We start from the raw sequence: 18,066 nt of genomic DNA on the forward strand, positions 1-18,066 counted from the left end.
AGCGAATGACAGCAGTCGACGAGAAGACCACTGCCCCCGGCGATACCGATCTGCTCGAGCGGCCTGCCCGGCCCCTCACCCGGCCGCGCCGGGTGCTGCGGGATCTCGGCGTCGAGTACGCGGCGAACGGCGTGATCGGCCTGGTGTTCTCGTCGACGGGCCCGGTCGCGGTCGTCCTCGCGGCGGGAGCGGCCGGTGGGCTCGGCGCGGCCGAACTCGCGTCGTGGATCTTCGGGATCTTCGTTCTCAACGGGGTGCTGACGATCGCAATGAGCGTCGCCTACCGGCAGCCTCTCGGCTTCGCCTGGACGATTCCGGGCACGATCCTCGTCGGCGGATCGCTGGGGCACCTGTCCTGGCCGGAGGTGATCGGCGCGTTCCTGGTCACCGGCCTGCTGGTGCTGGTGCTGGGGGCGTCCGGACTGGTGCGACGGGTGATGGAGGCGCTGCCGATGCCGATCGTCATGGCGATGGTGGCGGGCGTCTTCCTGAAGTTCGGCGTGGACCTGGTGGCCGCGCTCGGCGCGGACGTCGCGATCGCGGCGCCCATGGTGCTGACGTTCCTGGCGTTGAGCGCGTTCGGGCGGATCGGCCGGTGGTTGCCACCGATCCTGGGGGCGCTGATCGCCGGGGCGGTGGCGGTGTCCGCGTCGGGGCGCTTCTCGCCCGCCCCGGGCGGATCGGGCATCTTCGCGTCGCCGGTCTTCACCGCACCGGTGTTCACCTGGACGGCGTTGCTGGAGTTGGTGATTCCCCTGGCGATCACCGTGCTGGTGGTGCAGAACGGGCAGGGCATCGCCGTGCTCACGGCGGCCGGGCACCGGCCTCCGATCAACGTCACCACGATCGCGTGCGGGGTGTGGTCGCTGGGCGCGGCCTGCGTGGGTGCGGTGTCGACGTGCCTGACCGGCCCGACGAACGCGCTGCTCACCGCGTCCGGGGAGCGGAGCCGCCAGTACACGGCGGCCGTGTGCTTCGGGCTGTACTCGATCGTGTTCGGGTTGTTCGCGCCGCTGTTCGTGCGGTGGATGACGGCCGCGCCGGCAGCGTTCGTCGCGACCCTCGGGGGTCTGGCGATGCTGCGGGCGTTGCAGGGCGCGTTCGTGACGGCGTTCGCCTCGAGGTACACGATGGGGGCGCTGGTGGCGTTCGTCGTCACGGCCGCGAACGTGACGTTCTGGAACATCGGTGCGGCGTTCTGGGGGCTGGTGGCCGGGGTGCTCGTGTCGCGGCTGCTCGAGCGGGACGACTGGACCCGGTGACACCGGCGGGTACGCGAACGCACCCGCCGGCCGTCAGCGACCGAACAGCGAGGAGAAGAAGCCGGACTTCGCCTCGGGAGCGGAGTCCTGGTCGCAGGTGCACCGCTCGGTGACCGGTACGGACTTCATCACGCTGTCGACGTGCTGGCCGCAGCCGCCCCAGCCGGTCTTTCCGCACTTGGAGCAGGTGACGGGGTAACACATGGGCGTCCTCCTCGGGGGATGATCGGAATCTGCCGTCAATATACCCCCTGGGGTATGAATCATGCCAGTGTGCGCATGCGCACATGCGGGACGACGGCGACAGAGGACGGGCAAACCGCGAAAATCCGGCGCCGGGACGGGCGAACTGACACCCTGAGGCCGTACCGTCCCTCCGCGCAGACAGGATCCACAACCCATGGCACGTCCGGTTCGCGTCGTCGTCCTCGGTTCCGGTTCGTGGGGTACCACCGTCGCAGGACTGTCGGCTCGCAACACCCCGACCCTGCTCTGGTCCCGCAACCCGGACACCGCCCGGGAGATCGACGAGGAGCACCGCAACACCCGGTACCTCGGCGAGCGAACCCTGCCGGCCAACCTTCGCGCCACCTCGGACCTCCTCGAGGCCGCGCACGAGGCCGACGTGCTGGTGGTCGGGGTGCCGTCCCACGCCGTCCGCACCACCCTCGCCGAGATCTCGAACGAGGTGCGGGCCTGGGTGCCGATCCTCTCGCTGGCGAAGGGACTCGAACCGGGCACCCGCCTGCGACCGACCGAGGTGATCGGCGAATGCCTGCCCGGTCACCCGGTGGGACTGCTGGCCGGGCCGAACATCGCCGGAGAGGTTGCCGACGGGATGGCGGCGGCCGCCGTGGTGGCCACCGCGGACGAACGCGTCGCGGCGGCCCTGCAACCGCTGTTCGCCTCGAAGGTCTTCCGCGTGTACCGCAACACCGACGTCCTCGGCTGCGAACTGGGCGGGGTCCTCAAGAACATCGTCGCGATCGCGGCAGGCATGGCCGAGGGGCTGCGGGTCGGCGACAACACCCGGGCGATGGTGCTCACCCGGGGGCTCGCCGAGATGACCCGGCTCGGCGAGGTGATGGGAGCCAACCCGCGGACGTTCGCAGGCCTGACCGGGATGGGCGACCTGATCGCGACGTGCACGAGCCCCGCGTCGCGCAACCGCCGGATCGGCGAGGCCCTCGCGAGCGGACTCACCCTCGACGAGGCGGTGGCCCGGCTGGGCCAGGTCGCGGAGGGCGTGAAGACCGCCCCGACGGTGATGGAACTCGCGCGCGAGTACGACGTGGAGATGCCCATCGCCGCCGAGGTCGAGGCCGTCGTGGCCGGCCGCCGCTCCCCCGCCGACGCGTACCGGGGACTGCGCCGCGTCACCCCGGGCAACGAGGAGGACGTGGTCTGATCGGGAAATATCCGGCACTCTCGGACACGAGCAAGAAGGCGAAATACTTCCCGATTTGCCTGGTGAACCCGCAACTTGCACACTGTTCAAGTGATCGAAGCCGAAGCACTCGTGGTCGGAGCCGGCTTCGCCGGGCTCGGTGCCGCCGCACACCTGCGGCAACGCGGACGCGACGTCCTCGTCCTCGAACGCGACGGCGCCCTCGGCGGGACGTGGCGCGACAACACCTACCCGGGGTGCGAGTGCGACATCCATCCCGCCCTGTACTCGTACTCGTCCGCACCCCAGGCCGCCTGGGCCCGCGGCCGCGCGACCCAGCCCGAGATCCTCGCGCACCTGCACGCGTTCGCCGCAGAGAACGGACTCGCCGACCGGATCGTGTACCGCACGGCCGCCGTCGGATGCCGGTGGGACGAGACGACGGGCCGCTGGCACGTGCGCACCGACCGCGGCCCGGACTACGCGGCCCGATTCCTCGTCCTGGCCACCGGCGCCCTGAACGTCCCGCAGGTCCCCCGCCTCGACGGCTCCTTCGGCGGCCCCGCCTTCCACACCGCCCGGTGGGACCACGACGCCCACCTCCCCGGGCGGCGCGTGGGCGTGATCGGGACCGGCGCGAGCGCCGCCCAGGTGATTCCGCATCTCGCGGACGTCGCCGACCACCTCACCCTGTTCCAGCGCACGCCCGCCTGGGTGCTGCCGCGCCGCGAACAGCGCCTGCCGCTGCCGCACCGGGCGCGCCGGACGGTCGAGTACTGGCGCGGCGAAGCGCTCGTCCCCGCGCTCACCGGGTCCGGCCGTCGGCTCACCCGCCTCGAGTCCCGGGCGCTGCGGCACCTGCACCGGCAGGTGCCCGACCCGGACCTGCGTCGCGTCCTGACCCCGCGGCACCGGATCGGCTGCAAGCGAATCCTGTTCTCCGACAGCTACTATCCCGCACTCGCCCGGGACTCCAGCACGGTGGTCACCAGCCCGATCGCGGAACTGCGCCCGCACGGCGTGCGCACCGCCGACGGCCGGGACCACGCGGTCGACGTCCTGGTGTACGCGACCGGATTCCGGGTCTCCGCCGCCCTCGCGGGCCTGCCGGTGGTCGGTCGCGACGGCCGCACCCTGCTCGAGCGGTGGGGCCGCGACGGCGCGTCGGCGCACCTGGGCACGACCGTGGCCGGGTTCCCCAACGCGTTCCTGCTCGGCGGTCCCAACACCGGGATCGGCCACACCTCGCTGCTGTTCATGATCGAGAGCCAGCTCCGCTACGTCGCCGCCGCGATGGACGCCGCCGACCGGGAGGGCGCCGCTCTCGAGGTGCGGGCCGCCGCGCAGCGGGAGTTCGCCGACGAGATGCGCCGACGCTCGTCGGGCACCGTGTGGACCAGCGGGTGCCGGAGCTGGTACCTGGACCGCGGCGAGGTCAACCGGTCGCTGTGGCCGGCCTCGTCCTGGGGATACCGGCTCCGGACCCGGCGGTTCGACCGGGAGAACTACCTCACCGCCGGTCCCGCACGACGGGCCTGAACGAGCGCTATACAGGTGCCTGTGCGACCCTGGTCACATGACGATCGACCACGGCGCCTCGCTCTCGGCACTGCTCGACACCCGCTATTCCTGCCGGGCGTTCCTGTCCAAACCGGTACCCCGCGAGGACATCGAGACGATGCTGCGCATGGCGCAGCGCACCCCGTCCTGGTGCAACTCCCAGCCGTGGGAGGTCGTCCTGGTCGGCGGGGACGCCGTCGAGCGGCTACGGAGCGCGGTGTACGAGCAGGCGGCCTCCGGTCGGCTCGACCCGGACATCCCCGGCCCCGCCGAGTACCGCGGGGTGTACGCCGAGCGTCGCCGCGGCGCCGGTTACGCCCTCTACAACAGCCTCGGCATCGCCCGCGACGACTACGCCCGCCGCACCGAGCAGATGCTCGAGAACTACCGCTTCTTCGGAGCCCCGCACGTCGCGATCGTCACGACCGACAAGGCCCTCGGCACCTACGGCGCGGTCGACTGCGGTGGGTACGTCGCCACCCTGCTCCTCGCCGCGCAGGCCCTCGGCATCGCCGCCGTCCCGCAGGCCGCCGTCGCGATGACCGCCGGCGCCGTCCGCCGCGAACTCGGCATTTCCACCGAGCGCGACATCGTGTGCGCGATCTCCTTCGGATACGCCGACGAGAGCCACCCCGCCAACACCTGCCGCACCGACCGGGCGAGCCTGGACGACACCGTGCGGTGGGTGGAGGAGTAACCACCCCAGGGGTCCTGGCCCGGGGCGCCCGGGCGACGGATGGTGGAACTCCCCACCTTCCACCGCCCGAGAGGACACCCCGTGCACCGCATCGAAACCGAGAAACTGCTCCGCCGATGGGTACCGCGCGCCGTCGCCGGTGAACCGCACGCCGTCGGCGTGGTGGTGAGTTCCGTTCGCCCCCATGTGCTGAACTTCTGCGCCGCACGCATGGACGAGGGGACCCGCGCGCACACCCCCGCCGAGGACGTCGCCCAGGAGGTGTGCCTCGCCCTGACCCGGGCGCTCCCGCGCTACCAGGATCGCGGTGCGTCGCTGCTGCGCTTCGCCTTCGGCATCGCCACGCACAAGGTCGCGGACGTCCGGCGCAAGGCCGCGCGCACCGTGACACCGCTGCACGACGTCGCCGGCCCCGGACCGGAGGAGGGCGTCCTCGACGAGGAACTGCGGTCCGCGGTCCGCCGGCAACTCGCACTGCTGCCGGAGCAGCAGCGCCGCGTGGTGCAGCTGCGGATCCTGCAGGGCTACAGCGCCGAACGCACCGCCGCGCTGCTCGGCACGTCGGTCGGCGCGGTCCGCATCGCCCAGCACCGGGCCCTGCAGCGAATCCGACTGCAGCTCAGTCGTGCTGAGCGCGCAGATACCGTCCGAAGTGCGGCACGGTGAATCCGATGAAGCCCCGCTCGGCGGAATAGATGAGCCCCTTCTTGATGAGTCCGTCGCGCGCGGGCGACAGCGACGCCGGCTTGCGACCGAGTTCGGCTGCGATCTTGGACGTCGCGACGGGACCGTCGTCGCCGGAGAGGTCGGCCATCGCGCGCATGTACTCGCGCTCGGCGGGCGTGGCGCGTTCGTACCGGGAGCCGAAGAACCCGACGGCCAGTTCCTCCTCGGCGGCGGGCGCGCCGACCCGCACGTCGTCGGCAGTGATGGGGGTCGTCGCCGCGACGTCCCACGTCGCCTTGCCGTAGGCCTGGACGAAGTAGGGGTATCCGTCGGCGGTCTCGTAGAGCGCGTCGAGCGCTTCGGCCGTGAAGGTCACGCCCTCGCGCTCGGCCGGCGCGAGGAGCGCGACGTCGGCGGAGCCGCGGTCGAGCCGGTCGATCCGGTGGTAGCTGAACAGCCGCTCCGAGTAGCTCTTCGACGCGGACAGCACCGCCGGGAGGTGGGGCAGGCCGGCGCCGACCACGATGAGGGGCGCGGCGTCCTGGCTCAGTTCGTGACACGCCCCGCAGATCGCGGAGATGTCCCCCGCGCCGAGGTCCTGCATCTCGTCGACGAACAGCGCGATGCCCACCCCCACGTCGCGGGCGAGCCCGGAGGCGTCGATCAGCAGCTCGACGAGATCGATCTCGAGGTCCCCGGTGTCGGCGCGCCCCTTGACGGCGGGGGCGTCGATGCCGGGCTGCCACCGTTCGCGCATGCCCTTGTCCGCGGTCGCCCGCAACGCGAACGACTTCAGCACGCCGAGGAAGTACTCGACCGATTCGGGGTGCGGGTGGGCCGGAGCGATCTCACGCACGGCCATGTGCAGCGCCGACGACAGCGGCCTGCGCAGGTCCTGATCGGGCCGGGCCTCGATCTTGCCGGTGCCCCAGCTCCGCGAGATCGCCGCGGAGCGAAGCTGATTGAGCAGGACCGTCTTGCCGACGCCGCGCAGCCCGGTGAGCACGACGCTGCGTTCGGGTCGGCCGCGGGCGATCCGTTCGAGCACCACGTCGAAGGCGTCGAGCTGCTTCGCCCGGCCGGCGAGCTCGGGCGGACGCTGCCCCGCGCCGGGAGCGTACGGGTTGCGGACCGGGTCCATCGGTCGATGGTAACGGCGTCGCGTACGGACGCCTCCCTCCTGCCGCCGCGTGTCGCGGATGCAGGCATTCGCATAATAGACTTTGACATTCGTTTGCAATAAGGCGTAGATGTTCCGGCATGACGTCCTCCCGAAGCCTCGCGCTCACCGCAGGGCTGGCCACCGTGCTCCTGGCCGGCTGCGCCACCGCGCTCCTGGCCGGCTGCGCCACCTCCACCGCCGACGACACCGCCGCGCCCGCCCCCACCTCGGCCGCGCCCGCCGAAGTCGCCGCCGCCGAGCCCCGGCTCGCCCTCACCTACGACGGGGGCGTCCTCGTCCTCGACGCGAACGACCTCGACGTCGTCGCCGATCTGCCGCTCGACGGATTCAACCGACTCAATCCCGCCGGCGACGGCCGGCACGTGTTCGTCTCCACCGCCGGCGGCTTCCGCGTCCTCGACACCGGCAGCTGGTCCGAACCCCACGGCGACCACGCGCACCACTACGCGGGCACTCCGGCACTCACCGACGTCGAGTTCGCCGCCACCAAGCCCGGGCACGTCGTCCGGCACGCGGGCCGGACCGTGCTCTTCGACGACGGCACCGGCCGCATCGACATCCTCGACCCCGCGGGGCTCGCCGACGGCAAGCCCCGGACCGACACGTACACCACTCCGGAAGCGCACCACGGCGTGGCGGTCGCGCTGGCCGACGGCAGCCTGATCGTCACCCTCGGCGACAGCGAGTCCCGCACCGGCATCGCCGTGCTCGACGCCGAACGCCGGGAGGTCACCCGCAACGAGCAGTGCCCCGGCGTGCACGGCGAGGCCGTCGCCGCCGACGAGACCGTCGTGCTGGGCTGCGAGGACGGCCTGCTCGTCTACCGTGACGGCACGATCACCAAGGTCACCTCGCCGGACCCGTACGGCCGGATCGGCAACCAGGCCGGATCCGAGGAATCCCCCGTCGTTCTCGGCGACTACAAGAGCGATCCGGACGCAGAACTCGAACGACCCCAGCGTATTTCGCTCACCGATACGCGCACCGGCGAGCTGCGGCTCGTCGATCTCGGCACCAGCTACACGTTCCGCTCGCTCGGGCGCGGCCCCCACGGTGAGGCACTCGTCCTGGGCACCGACGGCGCGCTGCACGTGATCGACCAGAACAGCGGCGCGGCGGTCCGGCGCATCGACGTCCTCGCCCCGTGGACCGAACCCGACGAGTGGCAGTCGCCGCGCCCGGCCCTGTACGTGCAGGGTCACACCGCCTACGTCACGGACCCGGCGAGCAACGCGCTGCACGCGGTCGATCTCGACTCCGCCCAGGTGCGGACCGCGTCCCTGCCGCAGACCCCCGACGAGATCACCGGCACCTAGCCTCGCGGCTCTGGCCGAATGTCACACCGGTTCGATGACATCGAACCGGTGTGACATTCGGTCCGGGAATCAGGAGGGTTCAGGGTGACCGGGCGCGGCTCGGCGGGTCACCCAGATCCCGCCGTCGCCGGCGGTGACCGACAAGGTCAGTCGGGTGGAACCGTGCGGCCGATGCTCGAGCACCGCCGCTGCTATCGGTTCGGTCACCAGGTTTCGGATGGTGCGCCGAAGTCCTCGTGCTCCGTAGACCGGGTCGAATCCACGGGCGCAGACGAGGGCGACGACGTCGGATCCGATGTCGACCGCGATCGCTCGGCGGGCGAGCCGGCGTGTGACGATCTCGATCTCCCGGCGCGTCAGTTCCTCAGCCGTCCGGTCGTCGAACTCGTTCAGCACCACCGTGTCGTCGAGGCGGTTGAAGAACTCGGGATCGAAGAACCGTTCCACCGCGTTCCGAACGACGACGCGGCTGCGCTCCGACCGTGGCCCCCATCCGGCGCGGCGAGCCAACCGCGCCCACGGGGCGCGTCGTCTTCGTGCCACCTCGCGGGATCCGAGGTTCGACGTGAGGAACACGTAGCTGTTGCGGAACGAGATCGTCTGCTGGCCGTTGGCGAGCCGCAGTTCCCCGTGGTCGAGGATCTGCAGGAGCGCCCTCAGAACGGTGGTATCCGCCTTCTCCACCTCGTCGAAGAGCACGATTCCCGGGGTGTACGGGTCGCCTTCGATCCTGCTCCTGTCGAACAGCGTGAACGACTCCTTGCTGCCTGCGTACCCGGGTGGCGCTCCGGAGAATGAGGCGGCGTAGTGCTCTTGGGCGAGCGTGTTCATGTCGATCCGGCACATGTCGTCGGGTCCGGACCGCAGCTCCGCCGCGACTCGACGGACGAGTTCGGTCTTGCCGACGCCGGTGGGTCCGACGAGGAGGATGTTGGCGAGGGGACGGGTCGGGTCGTGCGCGCCGACCCGTGCCAGCGACACGGCGCGGACGACCGCGTCGATCGCGGGCCGTTGCCCGACGATGCAGGCGTTGAGCCTGTGCGACAGCATCGTCGGATCCCCCTCGTCCGCTGGGGCGTCGGCCGGTTCCGCGACCTTCACCCGGGTGCGATTCTGGTCGTGGAACATGTCGGTGAGATAGGGCATCTGGGCTCCCGGCATCCGCGGCTACGCCTCGGCGGTCTCTTCGACGGGCAGCGAACCGACTCGGCAGTCGGCCACTCCCACCGTATCTCTCGTGATGGCCTCGACACGTTCCTGCGCCTTCCGAGCATCGGTCACCCACAGCTTGTAGAACTCGAACGGGCAGTCCGCGACCCCCTTGTCTCCGTCGCCGGCCGCGTGGACACCGGAGTAGCCGCGGTGCAGCAGCTTGAAGAGGTGGTTCTGCGACTGGTCGTTCTCGCGAGCGTCGCGGATGGCCGAAACCGACAGCTGGGCATACTGGATGCCGTACTCCTCTTCCCCGGTCTCCCCGAGGGTGCGTCCGTCGAATCCGATGATCGCCGAGTGCCCGAAATAGGAGTAGACACCGTCGAACCCGGCGGCGTTCGCGACGGCGACGTAGCAGTTGTTCGCCCACGCCATCGCCTTCGACATCAGCACCTGCTGGTCTTTCGCGGGGTACATGTAGCCCTGGCAACGCACGATCAGTTCGGCGCCCTTCATCGCGCAGTCACGCCAGATCTCCGGGTAGTTGCCGTCGTCGCAGATGATCAGGGAGATCTTCAGTCCCTTGGGACCGTCGGTGACGTGCGTGGTGTCCCCCGGGTACCAGCCCTCGATCGGGCACCAGGGCAGGATCTTGCGGTACTTCTGGACGATGTCGCCCCGATTGTTCACCAGGATCAGGGTGTTGTACGGCGGCTTGGCCGGGTGGTCTTCGTGCTGCTCACCGGTGATCGAGAAGACGCCCCACGTGTCGGCCTCCCGGCACGCCGCCGAGAAGATCGCCGTTTCGTCGCCGGGGATGGTCGCTGCAGTCGCGTACATCTCCTGCTCGTCGTACATGATTCCTTGCGTCGAGTACTCGGGGAACACCACCAGGTCGAGTCCGGGCAGACCCGACTTCATCCCGATCATCATGTCGGCGATGCGTCGTGCGTTGTCGAGCACCCCGGCCTTGTCGTGCAGGCGCGGCATCTTGTAGTTGACCACCGCCACGCCGACGGTGTCGCTGCTGGAGGAGATGTCCCCGTGTCGCATATCGTGCTCCTTCTTCGAGTTCGCCCGGCGCGGTCGCCGGGCTCAGTTGTGGACGGGACCGTATTGGGGGGAAGGCTTTTCGTCGGGACGAGCGGATGCAGGGAAGCCGAGCGCAGCGGCGATCCCCACGAGGACGGCGAGGACCGACGCCCACCCGGCCGCGGTGAACGCGGTGGCGTGGAGGCTGCCGGTCAAGGCGAGGAACGCCGGGACGGTACATGTCGGCTGGCTGAGGAGGATCGCGACCCATCCCGTGAATCGGGTGAGTCCGTCGAACCCGAGAGCGAGGACCAGGAAGAACAACGCCCACAGGAACGCCCACGAGAGCCAGATGACCCCGAAGACGGGGTCGCCGACGACGGTGAACGACAACGCCGAGTAGACGAGGGCGGCGACCGCGACGAAGCCGGAGAACCATCCGATGCCCTGCGGCTCGAGTCCGGCCAGGTTCACGATTCCCACGTACAGATAGGTGAACCCGAACAGGTACAGGCCGGATGCGGCCAGAACGTCCGCCGTGTCCCCCTGGGCCTGGATCAGCAGGGCGGTAGGTATGACGCACTGCAGTGCGCCGACGAACAGGTTCAACACTGCAGCCGACCTGACAGGTACGACGGAGAGGAGCGTCAACCCGTTGACGAGGAGGACCGCTCCCACGTACAGCAAACCGACATTGCCCACCGGACACCTCGCCTTACTTCCAAATGAAACTGTTTCGAATGAAAGTAGTGGCCCGCGCCACACATGTCAACGAGTGTTCGTCAGAACGACGTGAGGATCTCGAAGTCGACGCCGTCAGCGATGGACAGGTGAATCCTCTGTCGAGCCACTCCGTTTCGGAACTCGACCGGGCCTCGCGGTCCGTCGAACGCAGTCCCGTCCACCACGTCGTCGAGATCGGCCGTATCCGCCGTTCCGGCGCGGGCCACGAGACTGGCCAAGGTGTTCATGCCTTCGTAGCAGGACTCGGCGGCATTGTTCAGCGCGGGCGCGTGCGGCCCGTGCATCGCTACGTACCCGGTGAGCAGATCCATCGAGTCGGCGCCGACCAGGGAACGGAAGTAGGCGGCGGCGACGTAGAGGTTCTTCGTCGCCGCCGGCCCACTCGCAAGCAGCATGTTCTCTTCCATGAGAGGGCTGAATCGGACGACCCGGTCGGCGAGTCCTCGCCGCGCGAAGGCCCGGTTGAACTCGACGGCATCCTGGCCGACGAGGAGCATCACCACCCCGTCGCACCGGGAAGCCGCGACCGCGTCCACGACATGTCTCATGTCGGCGCGCCCGAGGTCGACGAACGACTCGCCGACGATCTGCAGGTCGAACTCGTGCGCGTACATGCGTATCGCGCCGAGGGAACCGCGGGGCCATACGTAGTCGTCCCCGACGACGAACCAGCGCCGCGTCCCTACGTTCTCCCGCAGCCATTTCAGCGCAGGCGCGATCTGCTGCGCGGGGGTTTCGCCGCAGCAGTAGACGCCGCCTCGGCTCTCACCTCCCTCGTAGAGGGAGGTGTAGGCGTACGGAACGCGGCCGGTCACCACCGGGGCGATGGCATGACGCACGGACGAGATGTGCCAGCCGCTGACCGCATCGATCGCACGAGTGGACACGAGACGACGAATCTCGGTGGCGATCCGCCGGGGGTCGCCGCCTCCGTCCACGATCTGGACACAGACCTCGCGACCGAGGACGCCGCCCGACGAATTCAGGTCGCGCGCCGCCAACTCGCTCACCGCTTCGCAGGACGGGCCGAACAGACCGGCCGGCCCCTGCAGCGGCACGACCATGGCCACGCGCCACTGTGACGCGCGTGCACGATCGAGCACCGCGCTCACGTCGATGCCCTCACGGCACCGCGGGCCACGACCCGCACGTAGGCTATCATTTCACTTGGAAGTATTATTGGCGAGGCGCGAACTATGCAATAGCTCGGGGGCTGTCATGTCGGACAAGGGTGTTGCCACCTCGATGGAAGCATCTGCGACGACCGCGCTCGTCCTCGCCGCACGCCTCGCCGCACAGTCGATCGAGACCGTCCTCTCGTCCGACGAGCTCAACATGGACCACTTCCTCGTACTCGAGGCACTCGCGGTCCGGCCGGGACTGACGATGGCCGAACTGCGCGATCGGACCCGGACCCCGGCGCCGACACTCACTCGGGTCGTCGACCGCCTGGTCTCCGTTGCGGCGGTATACCGCGAGGTCGATGCCCACGATCGCCGGAAGACCCGGGTCTATCTGAGCGTGCGGGGCAAGAAGCTCTTCGACCGCCTCTCCGCGTCCGTTCGCGACGTCGAGCAGGCATGGCCGGGACCGCTCCCCGACGGCCTGCCCGATCACGTGCACCCGGTCCTCGCCGCGTTGGAGGAGGCCGCCGGCCGCTAACCTCGTGGCCGAATGTCACATGGGTTCGATGTCATCGAACCGGTGTGACATTCGGTCCGGGCGCATGTGCGCGTGGTTCAACGGTCGAGTCTCGCCCGCAGCAGGAAGGTGTTGTAGTCCGACCACGTCGAGAGCATGAAGTACAGGTCCTCGTCCGTCGACCACGGATGCATGAACCCGCCGTACAGCTCGGGGTGCTGTTCCACGCCGACCAGCCGCGCGCTCTCCGACCACACCCCCTGGGGTGACGCGGCCTCCCGCACGACGATCGCGGCCTCGGCGGTGTCGAGGTACGTCATCTGCCAGCGGTCCGCGACGGCGTCGTAGCGCACGGACAACTCCCCGGCGGGGCCGTGCACGACGGGCGTCGCCGCGGTGTATCCGCCGACGGGGGTCCAGTTCCCGTCGCGCCAGTACTGGTAGGCGCGCGGCTCGAGCACCCGGTCCTCGGGCACCCGGGCCAGCGCCACCGCGCCGAGCCGGGTGTTGGGGGTGCCGAACAGGTACACGTAGCCGTGCGCCGGCACCGCCGCGGCCACCTGAAAGTTGGTGACGCCGAAGATGTTGTCCCACTTCGCATGCGGATCCTCGACCCAGGTGGAACCACCGTCGTCCGAGTACGCGATGCCCCCGTGGTTGGTCCACCACGTGCCGGGGATGCTGTTCCACGTCCGGATGGACATGTACGTCAGGTACTGGCGGCCGCCGATCGCGAATCCCGACGTCGGGATCGTGGTGATCTCGACGTTGTCGAGCTTGCGGCTGCCGAGGATCTCCGCGGCGTGGCATCGCGAGTCCTGGATCATCGAGTCGAAGTTCATCCCGTCCGTCAGGTCCCGGTCGGTGGAGAAGGCCAGCACGTTGCTGCGCCAGTCGCCGCCCTGCCCGCCCGGCGGATGGAAGCCCCGGCCGACGGTGTCGCCGAACGCGACGGCGATCCGGCCTGGCTCCGACTCCCACATGAGGCCGAGATCGGTGCCGTACACCTGCCAGCGCTTGTCCGTCCGGTTGACGGACCCGGCACCGGTCTGCTTCGCCACGGTGGCGACCTCGACGACGCGCGGAGCCGGAGGGGCGGGGACCCGCGGGGCGGGCTCGATCGGCGGGGTCTCGGGCGCCGGCGGTGGCGGCGGCGCGGCACCCTCCCCGGGCACCGGAATGCCGAGGTGGAAGGGGCTGGGCTTCAGGGCGATCCGGGGGAAGACCGGATCCGGATGGGCCGGCTCGTCGGTCAGGTCCGGGCACGGATCGGTGCACGGATCGACCGGCAACGGCGGTGGATCGATCCGTACCGGGTCCGGTTCCGGCGCCGGATACGGCACGGTGGTGATCACCGGATACGGCACCGGAATGTCGAGATCCTTCGGGACCAGCGACTCGTGCCGCCACGTGTCGCCGGCACACGGTCCGCTCCCCGGTACCCCGTCCGTCGCGGGCTCGTCGGCGCGGGCCGGCGTCGCCGCCAGCACCGCCACGAGCAGGGCGATCGCCGACGCCTGCCACCTCATGGGTTCCCCTCCCGTGCGTCACGGCGCCGGACGGACCGGCGCCGCACAGGAGGGTACCGCCGGCGCGGCGCGGTGGCGTCGCACGCGGATCTGCGGCTTTATATCCCTGTCTCGGAAAATCCCGAGAGAAGCGAAGAATTCCGAATCAACGGAAGTCGCCGGGCGTGTACTCACGGGGTTCCACCAGCACGAGCCAGTTGCCCGAGTTGTCCCGGAACACCGCCTCGACCCCGTAGGGACGCTCGGACGGCGGCTGGGTGAACTCGACGCCCCTGGCCGTGAGCTCCTCGTACGCTGCGCGGCAGTCCGTGGTGCGGAGCCCGAAGCCGCCCATGGTGCCGTCGGCCAGCGCGCGACGAACGGCCCCGGCCATCTCCGGGTTCAGGGGTGGGCCGGGCACCATCAGCGTCACCTCGAGTTCCGGGTGGTCCGGGTGCGCGACGGTCACCCAGCGGAAGCCCTCACCCATCGCCACGTCGGCGGTTTCCACGAACCCCAGCGTGTCGAGGTAGAACTTCTTCGCCGCGTCCTGATCGGTGACATAGAGGGTCACCAGGGAGATGTTCGCGATCATGGCGTGTCCTCCGGATCGGTGATGTGGCACGTCTCGACCGTAGAGCGACGGACACGGTGCGAGCTTCTCCGAAATTGCGCAGTTCAGCGGAGGTCGCTCAGGCCGTGCATGAACACCCAGCAGCCCGGGATGCGCGGCGCCCCGGACTCGGCGAAGGCGGCCTGATACTCGCTGGGGGTGACCCCGACCAGCCGACGGAACCTGGTGCTGAACGACCCGAGGCTGCTGTACCCGACGAGGTGACAGATCTCCGTCACGGTCAGATTCGTCGCGCGCAGCAGGTCCTGCGCCCGCTCGATGCGGCGTTCGGTGAGGTGGACGCCGGGCGTCTTGCCGTACACGGCGGTGAAGCAACGCAGGAAGTGGTACTTCGAGACCCCCGCGGCGGCGGCGAGCCCGGTGAGGTCGAGAGGTCGCGCGTACTCCCGGTCCGCGAGATCACGGGCGCGGCGCAGATGCGGCAGGAGCTCCTCGGGCACGCGGCGCGGCATGCGGCCAGTGTCGCAGCGCCCCACGACAGGAATTTCTGTCCTTGTCTAGGCGACGGGGTAGAGACCGCGATTTCGTCACGACGTCGTGATACACGACACACGCCGAAACTGCCCGAACAGGACAAAGCGGCCGGAAACGTGCTGGGAGACCGGGCAACCCGCGTATCCGGCCCCGAAGGCAACGATTGTGTAACGTATCCGGGAGGTTCCTGTCCCGACAAGCGGAGGTGATCGTCCGTGCTGCTGTCCGAAGTTCGAGCCCGGCCCGGGTACTCGCTGCTCGTGGGGGCAGGGCTGCTCGTGTCGGCCGTGGTCGCAGGCATCCACCTCGAGAACGCTGTCACCGGATACCTGATGGACCTGTCGGTCTTCCGCGACGCGGGGTGGGCGTTCCTGCACCACACCCCCCTCTACACCGAGGGCTTCCACACCAGTTCGGGCTTCCGCTTCATCTATCCGCCGTTCGCGGCGTTCCTCTTCGCCCCGCTGCCCCTGCTGAACGCGACATTGATGCAGGTGCTGTGGACCGCAGGCCTGATCGGCCTGGTGTGGTGGGTGCTGAAGGTCTCGCTCGAGCACATGGACGTCCGTCGCGCGAACCTGGTCGCGACCGCCGGACTGGGCGTGGCGCTCTGGCTCGAGCCCATCCGCTCCAACTTCCTGTTCGGGCAGATCAACATCCTCCTCATGGCCCTCGTCGTCGCCGACGTCCTCGGCGTGATCCCGCAGCGGTTCCGCGGCGTCGGGATCGCCCTCGCCGCCGCGATCAAGGTGACCCCGGCCGCGTTCGGTGTGCTGTTCCTGCTCCGGCGGGACATGCCGTCGGCGGCGCGCGCCTTCGGTGCGTTCCTCGCCGTGGCGGGCTTCGCGTACTGGCTCCGCCCGGAGTCCTCCGTGTACTTCTGGACCACCGAGGCCTGGGCCACCGACCGGGCCGGGGACCAGGACTTCTTCCGCAATCAGGCGCTCAGCGGCCTGCTTGCCCGGCTGGGCGTCGAGGGGCACGCCTACACCGCCGCCTGGCTCGCGGGCGTCGCACTCGTCGTCCTCGGGGCGCTGTGGGCCGCCCACCGCTTCACCCGATCGGGCGAGCACGTCGTCGCGCTCGGGGTGATCGCGCTCGCGACCCTGCTCGCGGCGCCCATCGCGGTGACGCATCACTGGGCCTACAGCGTGCTGCTCGTCGCGGTCGCGCTGGCTCCGCGGTACCGCTCGTGGTGGCCCGTGCTGCTGCCGGCCGCGCTGGTCTTCCTCGTCGGGCCCAACTACCTGCTCGAGGACACCTCCACGCACGGCTGGGTCGAGTCGGCCATCCAGCAGACTCTCGGCAACGCCCAGTGCGTCACCGGACTCGTGGTGCTCGTCGCGGCGGCCGTCGCGGCCCGGTCCCGCCGTCCCGGCACGGTTCCGGCACCGGCCGGCGCTCGCGCCGCTCAGCTCCAGAACGCCCCGGCCAGGACGTAGATCGCGGTTCCGGCGACGGTGCTCAGCGCCGCGCTCCGCCGCCACAGGTGCACCGCGACGGTTCCGGCGAGGCCCAGCACCGCCGGTAGCCACGTCGCCGGACCGACGTCGCGCAGCGTGTACATCACCAGGATGACCATCACCCCGGCCGGCATCGCGCCGCCGAGGTAGCCCACCACGTCCGACTCCCGCAGCCGGGCGAGCGCGGCGAACGGGACCGCCCGCAGACCCACGGTGACGACGAACATCGCGATCAGGGCACCGACGACGTAGCCGGCGCCCGGTACCGACTCAGGCACGGGCCACCTTGTTGCGGTAGACGAACCGCAGCAGCAGATACGCGACGAACAGGCCCAGCGAGATCACCAGCATGCCGTCCTTCGACACGGTCACCCCGACGAGGCCGCACACCAGCGCGGCGGCCGACGCCGGCAGGTCGCGCCCGAGACGGAATGCGTCGAGCGCGAGCACGGCGAACAACGCCGTGAGGGCGAACTCCAGACCCGACAATCCCGCGGGCAGCGCCGCACCGACCAGGGCGCCCGCGGTCCCGGACGCGACCCACAGCAACTGGCACGTCGCCGCGACCGCGAGCATCCGCGCGCCGGTCAGCTCGTCGCGACGCTTGGTGGCGACGATGGCGTAGGTCTCGTCCGTGAGGGCGTAGACGCCGTACGCCCGCCCGAGCCGGCTGCGGATCTTCTCCAGCGGAAAGGACAGTCCGTAGAACACGTGCCGGAAGTTCACCAGCAGGGTCGCCGCCGCGATCGACGCCACCGGGGTCACCGCACCGATCAGGCCGACGGCGAGGAACTCCATCGAGCCCGCGTAGATCACCGTCGAAAAGACGGGCGCCCACCACCAGTCGAAACCTGCCTGCGTGAGCACGACCCCGAACGCGAGGCCGAGCGGGATCAGGCCGAGACCGACTGCCCAGGAGTCGCGGACACCCGTGCGGATCTCGGAGAGACGGCCATCTGCCATGGCTCCAGGCTATGGGGTGACCTGCTCGCCCGGCGCAGCAGGATGCGGCGCTCCTCTTCCGACATCCCGCCCCAGATGCCGTGCCGCTCCCCGGCCTCGAGGGCGTGCCGGAGACACTGGGTCAGCACGGGACAGGACTGGCAGATTCGCTTCGCGGCGCGGACGCGGTCGGTGCGTGCCTCCCCGCGCTCGTTCTCCGGATGGAAGAACGTCGCGGCGTCGGCGTCCCGGCAGGCGGCCTGCAGCTGCCAGTCCCAGGACTCCGTGATCGCCGGGGGCAGGGTCAACAGCTTGGGCGCGGGCATAGGTTCTCCCTTCGTCAGGCGGCTCCGCCGCCGGTGTGCCTTTTGGGCGGTCAGGGCAGCCCAAAAGGCACACCGGCGG

20 protein-coding genes are annotated in these 18,066 nt (G+C 70.0%); 8 read left to right on the plus strand and 12 right to left on the minus strand.

What is annotated here, in order from left to right; all coding sequences use genetic code 11:
- Positions 1-5 precede the first annotated feature (5 nt).
- Entirely contained in the window at positions 6-1,262 is a 1,257-nt protein-coding gene (locus F1734_RS24995) for a benzoate/H(+) symporter BenE family transporter (RefSeq protein WP_010596887.1), read from the plus strand.
- Positions 1,263-1,295: 33 nt separating this feature from the next.
- On the opposite strand, the gene F1734_RS25000 is transcribed toward F1734_RS24995, so the two are convergent.
- Positions 1,296-1,466: a hypothetical protein gene (locus F1734_RS25000; RefSeq protein WP_010596886.1), complete on the minus strand. Its 171-nt coding sequence runs from the start codon at positions 1,464-1,466 to the stop codon at positions 1,296-1,298.
- Positions 1,467-1,662: 196 nt separating this feature from the next.
- Between F1734_RS25000 and F1734_RS25005 the strand changes: the two genes are divergently transcribed.
- The 4 genes from F1734_RS25005 to F1734_RS25020 all read left to right on the plus strand — a co-directional run bounded on the left by F1734_RS25005 (position 1,663) and on the right by F1734_RS25020 (position 5,572).
- Positions 1,663-2,670: an NAD(P)H-dependent glycerol-3-phosphate dehydrogenase gene (locus F1734_RS25005; protein ID WP_010596885.1), complete on the plus strand. Its 1,008-nt coding sequence runs from the start codon at positions 1,663-1,665 to the stop codon at positions 2,668-2,670.
- A 90-nt stretch (positions 2,671-2,760) separates the two neighbouring features.
- Positions 2,761-4,188, plus strand: coding sequence for a flavin-containing monooxygenase (locus tag F1734_RS25010; RefSeq protein WP_010596884.1), 1,428 nt, complete (start codon positions 2,761-2,763; stop codon positions 4,186-4,188).
- 37 nt (positions 4,189-4,225) lie between these two features.
- On the plus strand, positions 4,226-4,906 hold the full coding sequence (locus F1734_RS25015; protein WP_010596883.1) for a nitroreductase: 681 nt from the start codon (positions 4,226-4,228) through the stop codon (positions 4,904-4,906).
- An 81-nt stretch (positions 4,907-4,987) separates the two neighbouring features.
- Positions 4,988-5,572 (plus strand): sigma-70 family RNA polymerase sigma factor, encoded by a 585-nt coding sequence (locus F1734_RS25020; RefSeq protein WP_203011196.1) that lies wholly within the window; start codon positions 4,988-4,990, stop codon positions 5,570-5,572.
- Here the strand turns inward: F1734_RS25020 and F1734_RS25025 are convergent.
- Entirely contained in the window at positions 5,526-6,713 is a 1,188-nt protein-coding gene (locus F1734_RS25025; RefSeq protein ID WP_010596881.1) for an AAA family ATPase, read from the minus strand. The two genes, F1734_RS25020 and F1734_RS25025, sit on opposite strands and share 47 nt — an antisense overlap.
- Positions 6,714-6,832: 119 nt before the next feature.
- On the opposite strand from F1734_RS25025, the gene aztD reads away from it, so the two are divergent.
- On the plus strand, positions 6,833-8,071 hold the full coding sequence (gene aztD, locus F1734_RS25030; protein WP_203011197.1) for a zinc metallochaperone AztD: 1,239 nt from the start codon (positions 6,833-6,835) through the stop codon (positions 8,069-8,071).
- 69 nt (positions 8,072-8,140) lie between these two features.
- Here aztD and F1734_RS25035 read toward each other — a convergent pair whose 3' ends face one another.
- The 4 genes from F1734_RS25035 to F1734_RS25050 form a co-directional block, all read right to left on the minus strand.
- The gene (locus tag F1734_RS25035; protein ID WP_203011198.1) at positions 8,141-9,217 is read right to left on the minus strand and encodes an AAA family ATPase; all 1,077 of its coding nucleotides are present in this window, start codon (positions 9,215-9,217) and stop codon (positions 8,141-8,143) included.
- A 21-nt stretch (positions 9,218-9,238) separates the two neighbouring features.
- Positions 9,239-10,276, minus strand: a complete 1,038-nt coding sequence (locus tag F1734_RS25040) for an aliphatic amidase (RefSeq protein WP_017679779.1) — start codon at positions 10,274-10,276, stop codon at positions 9,239-9,241.
- Between the two features lie 42 nt (positions 10,277-10,318).
- Positions 10,319-10,957 (minus strand): AmiS/UreI family transporter, encoded by a 639-nt coding sequence (locus tag F1734_RS25045; protein WP_040271027.1) that lies wholly within the window; start codon positions 10,955-10,957, stop codon positions 10,319-10,321.
- A gap of 80 nt (positions 10,958-11,037) precedes the next feature.
- Positions 11,038-12,063 (minus strand): substrate-binding domain-containing protein, encoded by a 1,026-nt coding sequence (locus tag F1734_RS25050; RefSeq protein ID WP_048771466.1) that lies wholly within the window; start codon positions 12,061-12,063, stop codon positions 11,038-11,040.
- A 154-nt stretch (positions 12,064-12,217) separates the two neighbouring features.
- On the opposite strand from F1734_RS25050, the gene F1734_RS25055 reads away from it, so the two are divergent.
- Positions 12,218-12,661 (plus strand): MarR family winged helix-turn-helix transcriptional regulator, encoded by a 444-nt coding sequence (locus F1734_RS25055; protein WP_017679781.1) that lies wholly within the window; start codon positions 12,218-12,220, stop codon positions 12,659-12,661.
- A 77-nt stretch (positions 12,662-12,738) separates the two neighbouring features.
- On the opposite strand, the gene F1734_RS25060 is transcribed toward F1734_RS25055, so the two are convergent.
- The 3 genes from F1734_RS25060 to F1734_RS25070 form a co-directional block, all read right to left on the minus strand.
- Positions 12,739-14,169 carry a DUF4185 domain-containing protein gene (locus tag F1734_RS25060; RefSeq protein WP_203011199.1) on the minus strand — a complete coding sequence of 477 codons (1,431 nt, stop codon included), beginning with the start codon at positions 14,167-14,169 and terminating at the stop codon, positions 12,739-12,741.
- A 145-nt stretch (positions 14,170-14,314) separates the two neighbouring features.
- A complete protein-coding gene (locus tag F1734_RS25065; RefSeq protein WP_017679783.1) occupies positions 14,315-14,743 on the minus strand; it encodes a VOC family protein in 429 nt (142 codons plus the stop codon).
- Between the two features lie 83 nt (positions 14,744-14,826).
- Positions 14,827-15,234, minus strand: coding sequence for a helix-turn-helix transcriptional regulator (locus tag F1734_RS25070; RefSeq protein WP_040271032.1), 408 nt, complete (start codon positions 15,232-15,234; stop codon positions 14,827-14,829).
- Positions 15,235-15,471: 237 nt separating this feature from the next.
- Between F1734_RS25070 and F1734_RS25075 the strand changes: the two genes are divergently transcribed.
- Complete coding sequence (locus tag F1734_RS25075) at positions 15,472-16,698, plus strand: glycosyltransferase 87 family protein (RefSeq protein ID WP_010596941.1); 1,227 nt, start codon at positions 15,472-15,474, stop codon at positions 16,696-16,698.
- Here F1734_RS25075 and F1734_RS25080 read toward each other — a convergent pair.
- The 3 genes from F1734_RS25080 to F1734_RS25090 are packed head-to-tail and all read right to left on the minus strand — an operon-like array spanning position 16,668 to position 17,987.
- Positions 16,668-16,997: a branched-chain amino acid transporter permease gene (locus F1734_RS25080; protein ID WP_003934551.1), complete on the minus strand. Its 330-nt coding sequence runs from the start codon at positions 16,995-16,997 to the stop codon at positions 16,668-16,670. The two genes, F1734_RS25075 and F1734_RS25080, sit on opposite strands and share 31 nt — an antisense overlap.
- Entirely contained in the window at positions 16,990-17,682 is a 693-nt protein-coding gene (locus F1734_RS25085) for an AzlC family ABC transporter permease (RefSeq protein WP_010596940.1), read from the minus strand. The genes F1734_RS25080 and F1734_RS25085 overlap by 8 nt, the downstream gene beginning before the upstream one ends.
- On the minus strand, positions 17,613-17,987 hold the full coding sequence (locus F1734_RS25090; protein ID WP_017679785.1) for a WhiB family transcriptional regulator: 375 nt from the start codon (positions 17,985-17,987) through the stop codon (positions 17,613-17,615). Before F1734_RS25090 ends, F1734_RS25085 begins: the two co-directional genes overlap by 70 nt.
- Positions 17,988-18,066 lie beyond the last annotated feature (79 nt).

It is taken from the genome of Rhodococcus ruber (assembly GCF_016804345.1).
GTDB lineage: Bacteria > Actinomycetota > Actinomycetes > Mycobacteriales > Mycobacteriaceae > Rhodococcus > Rhodococcus ruber.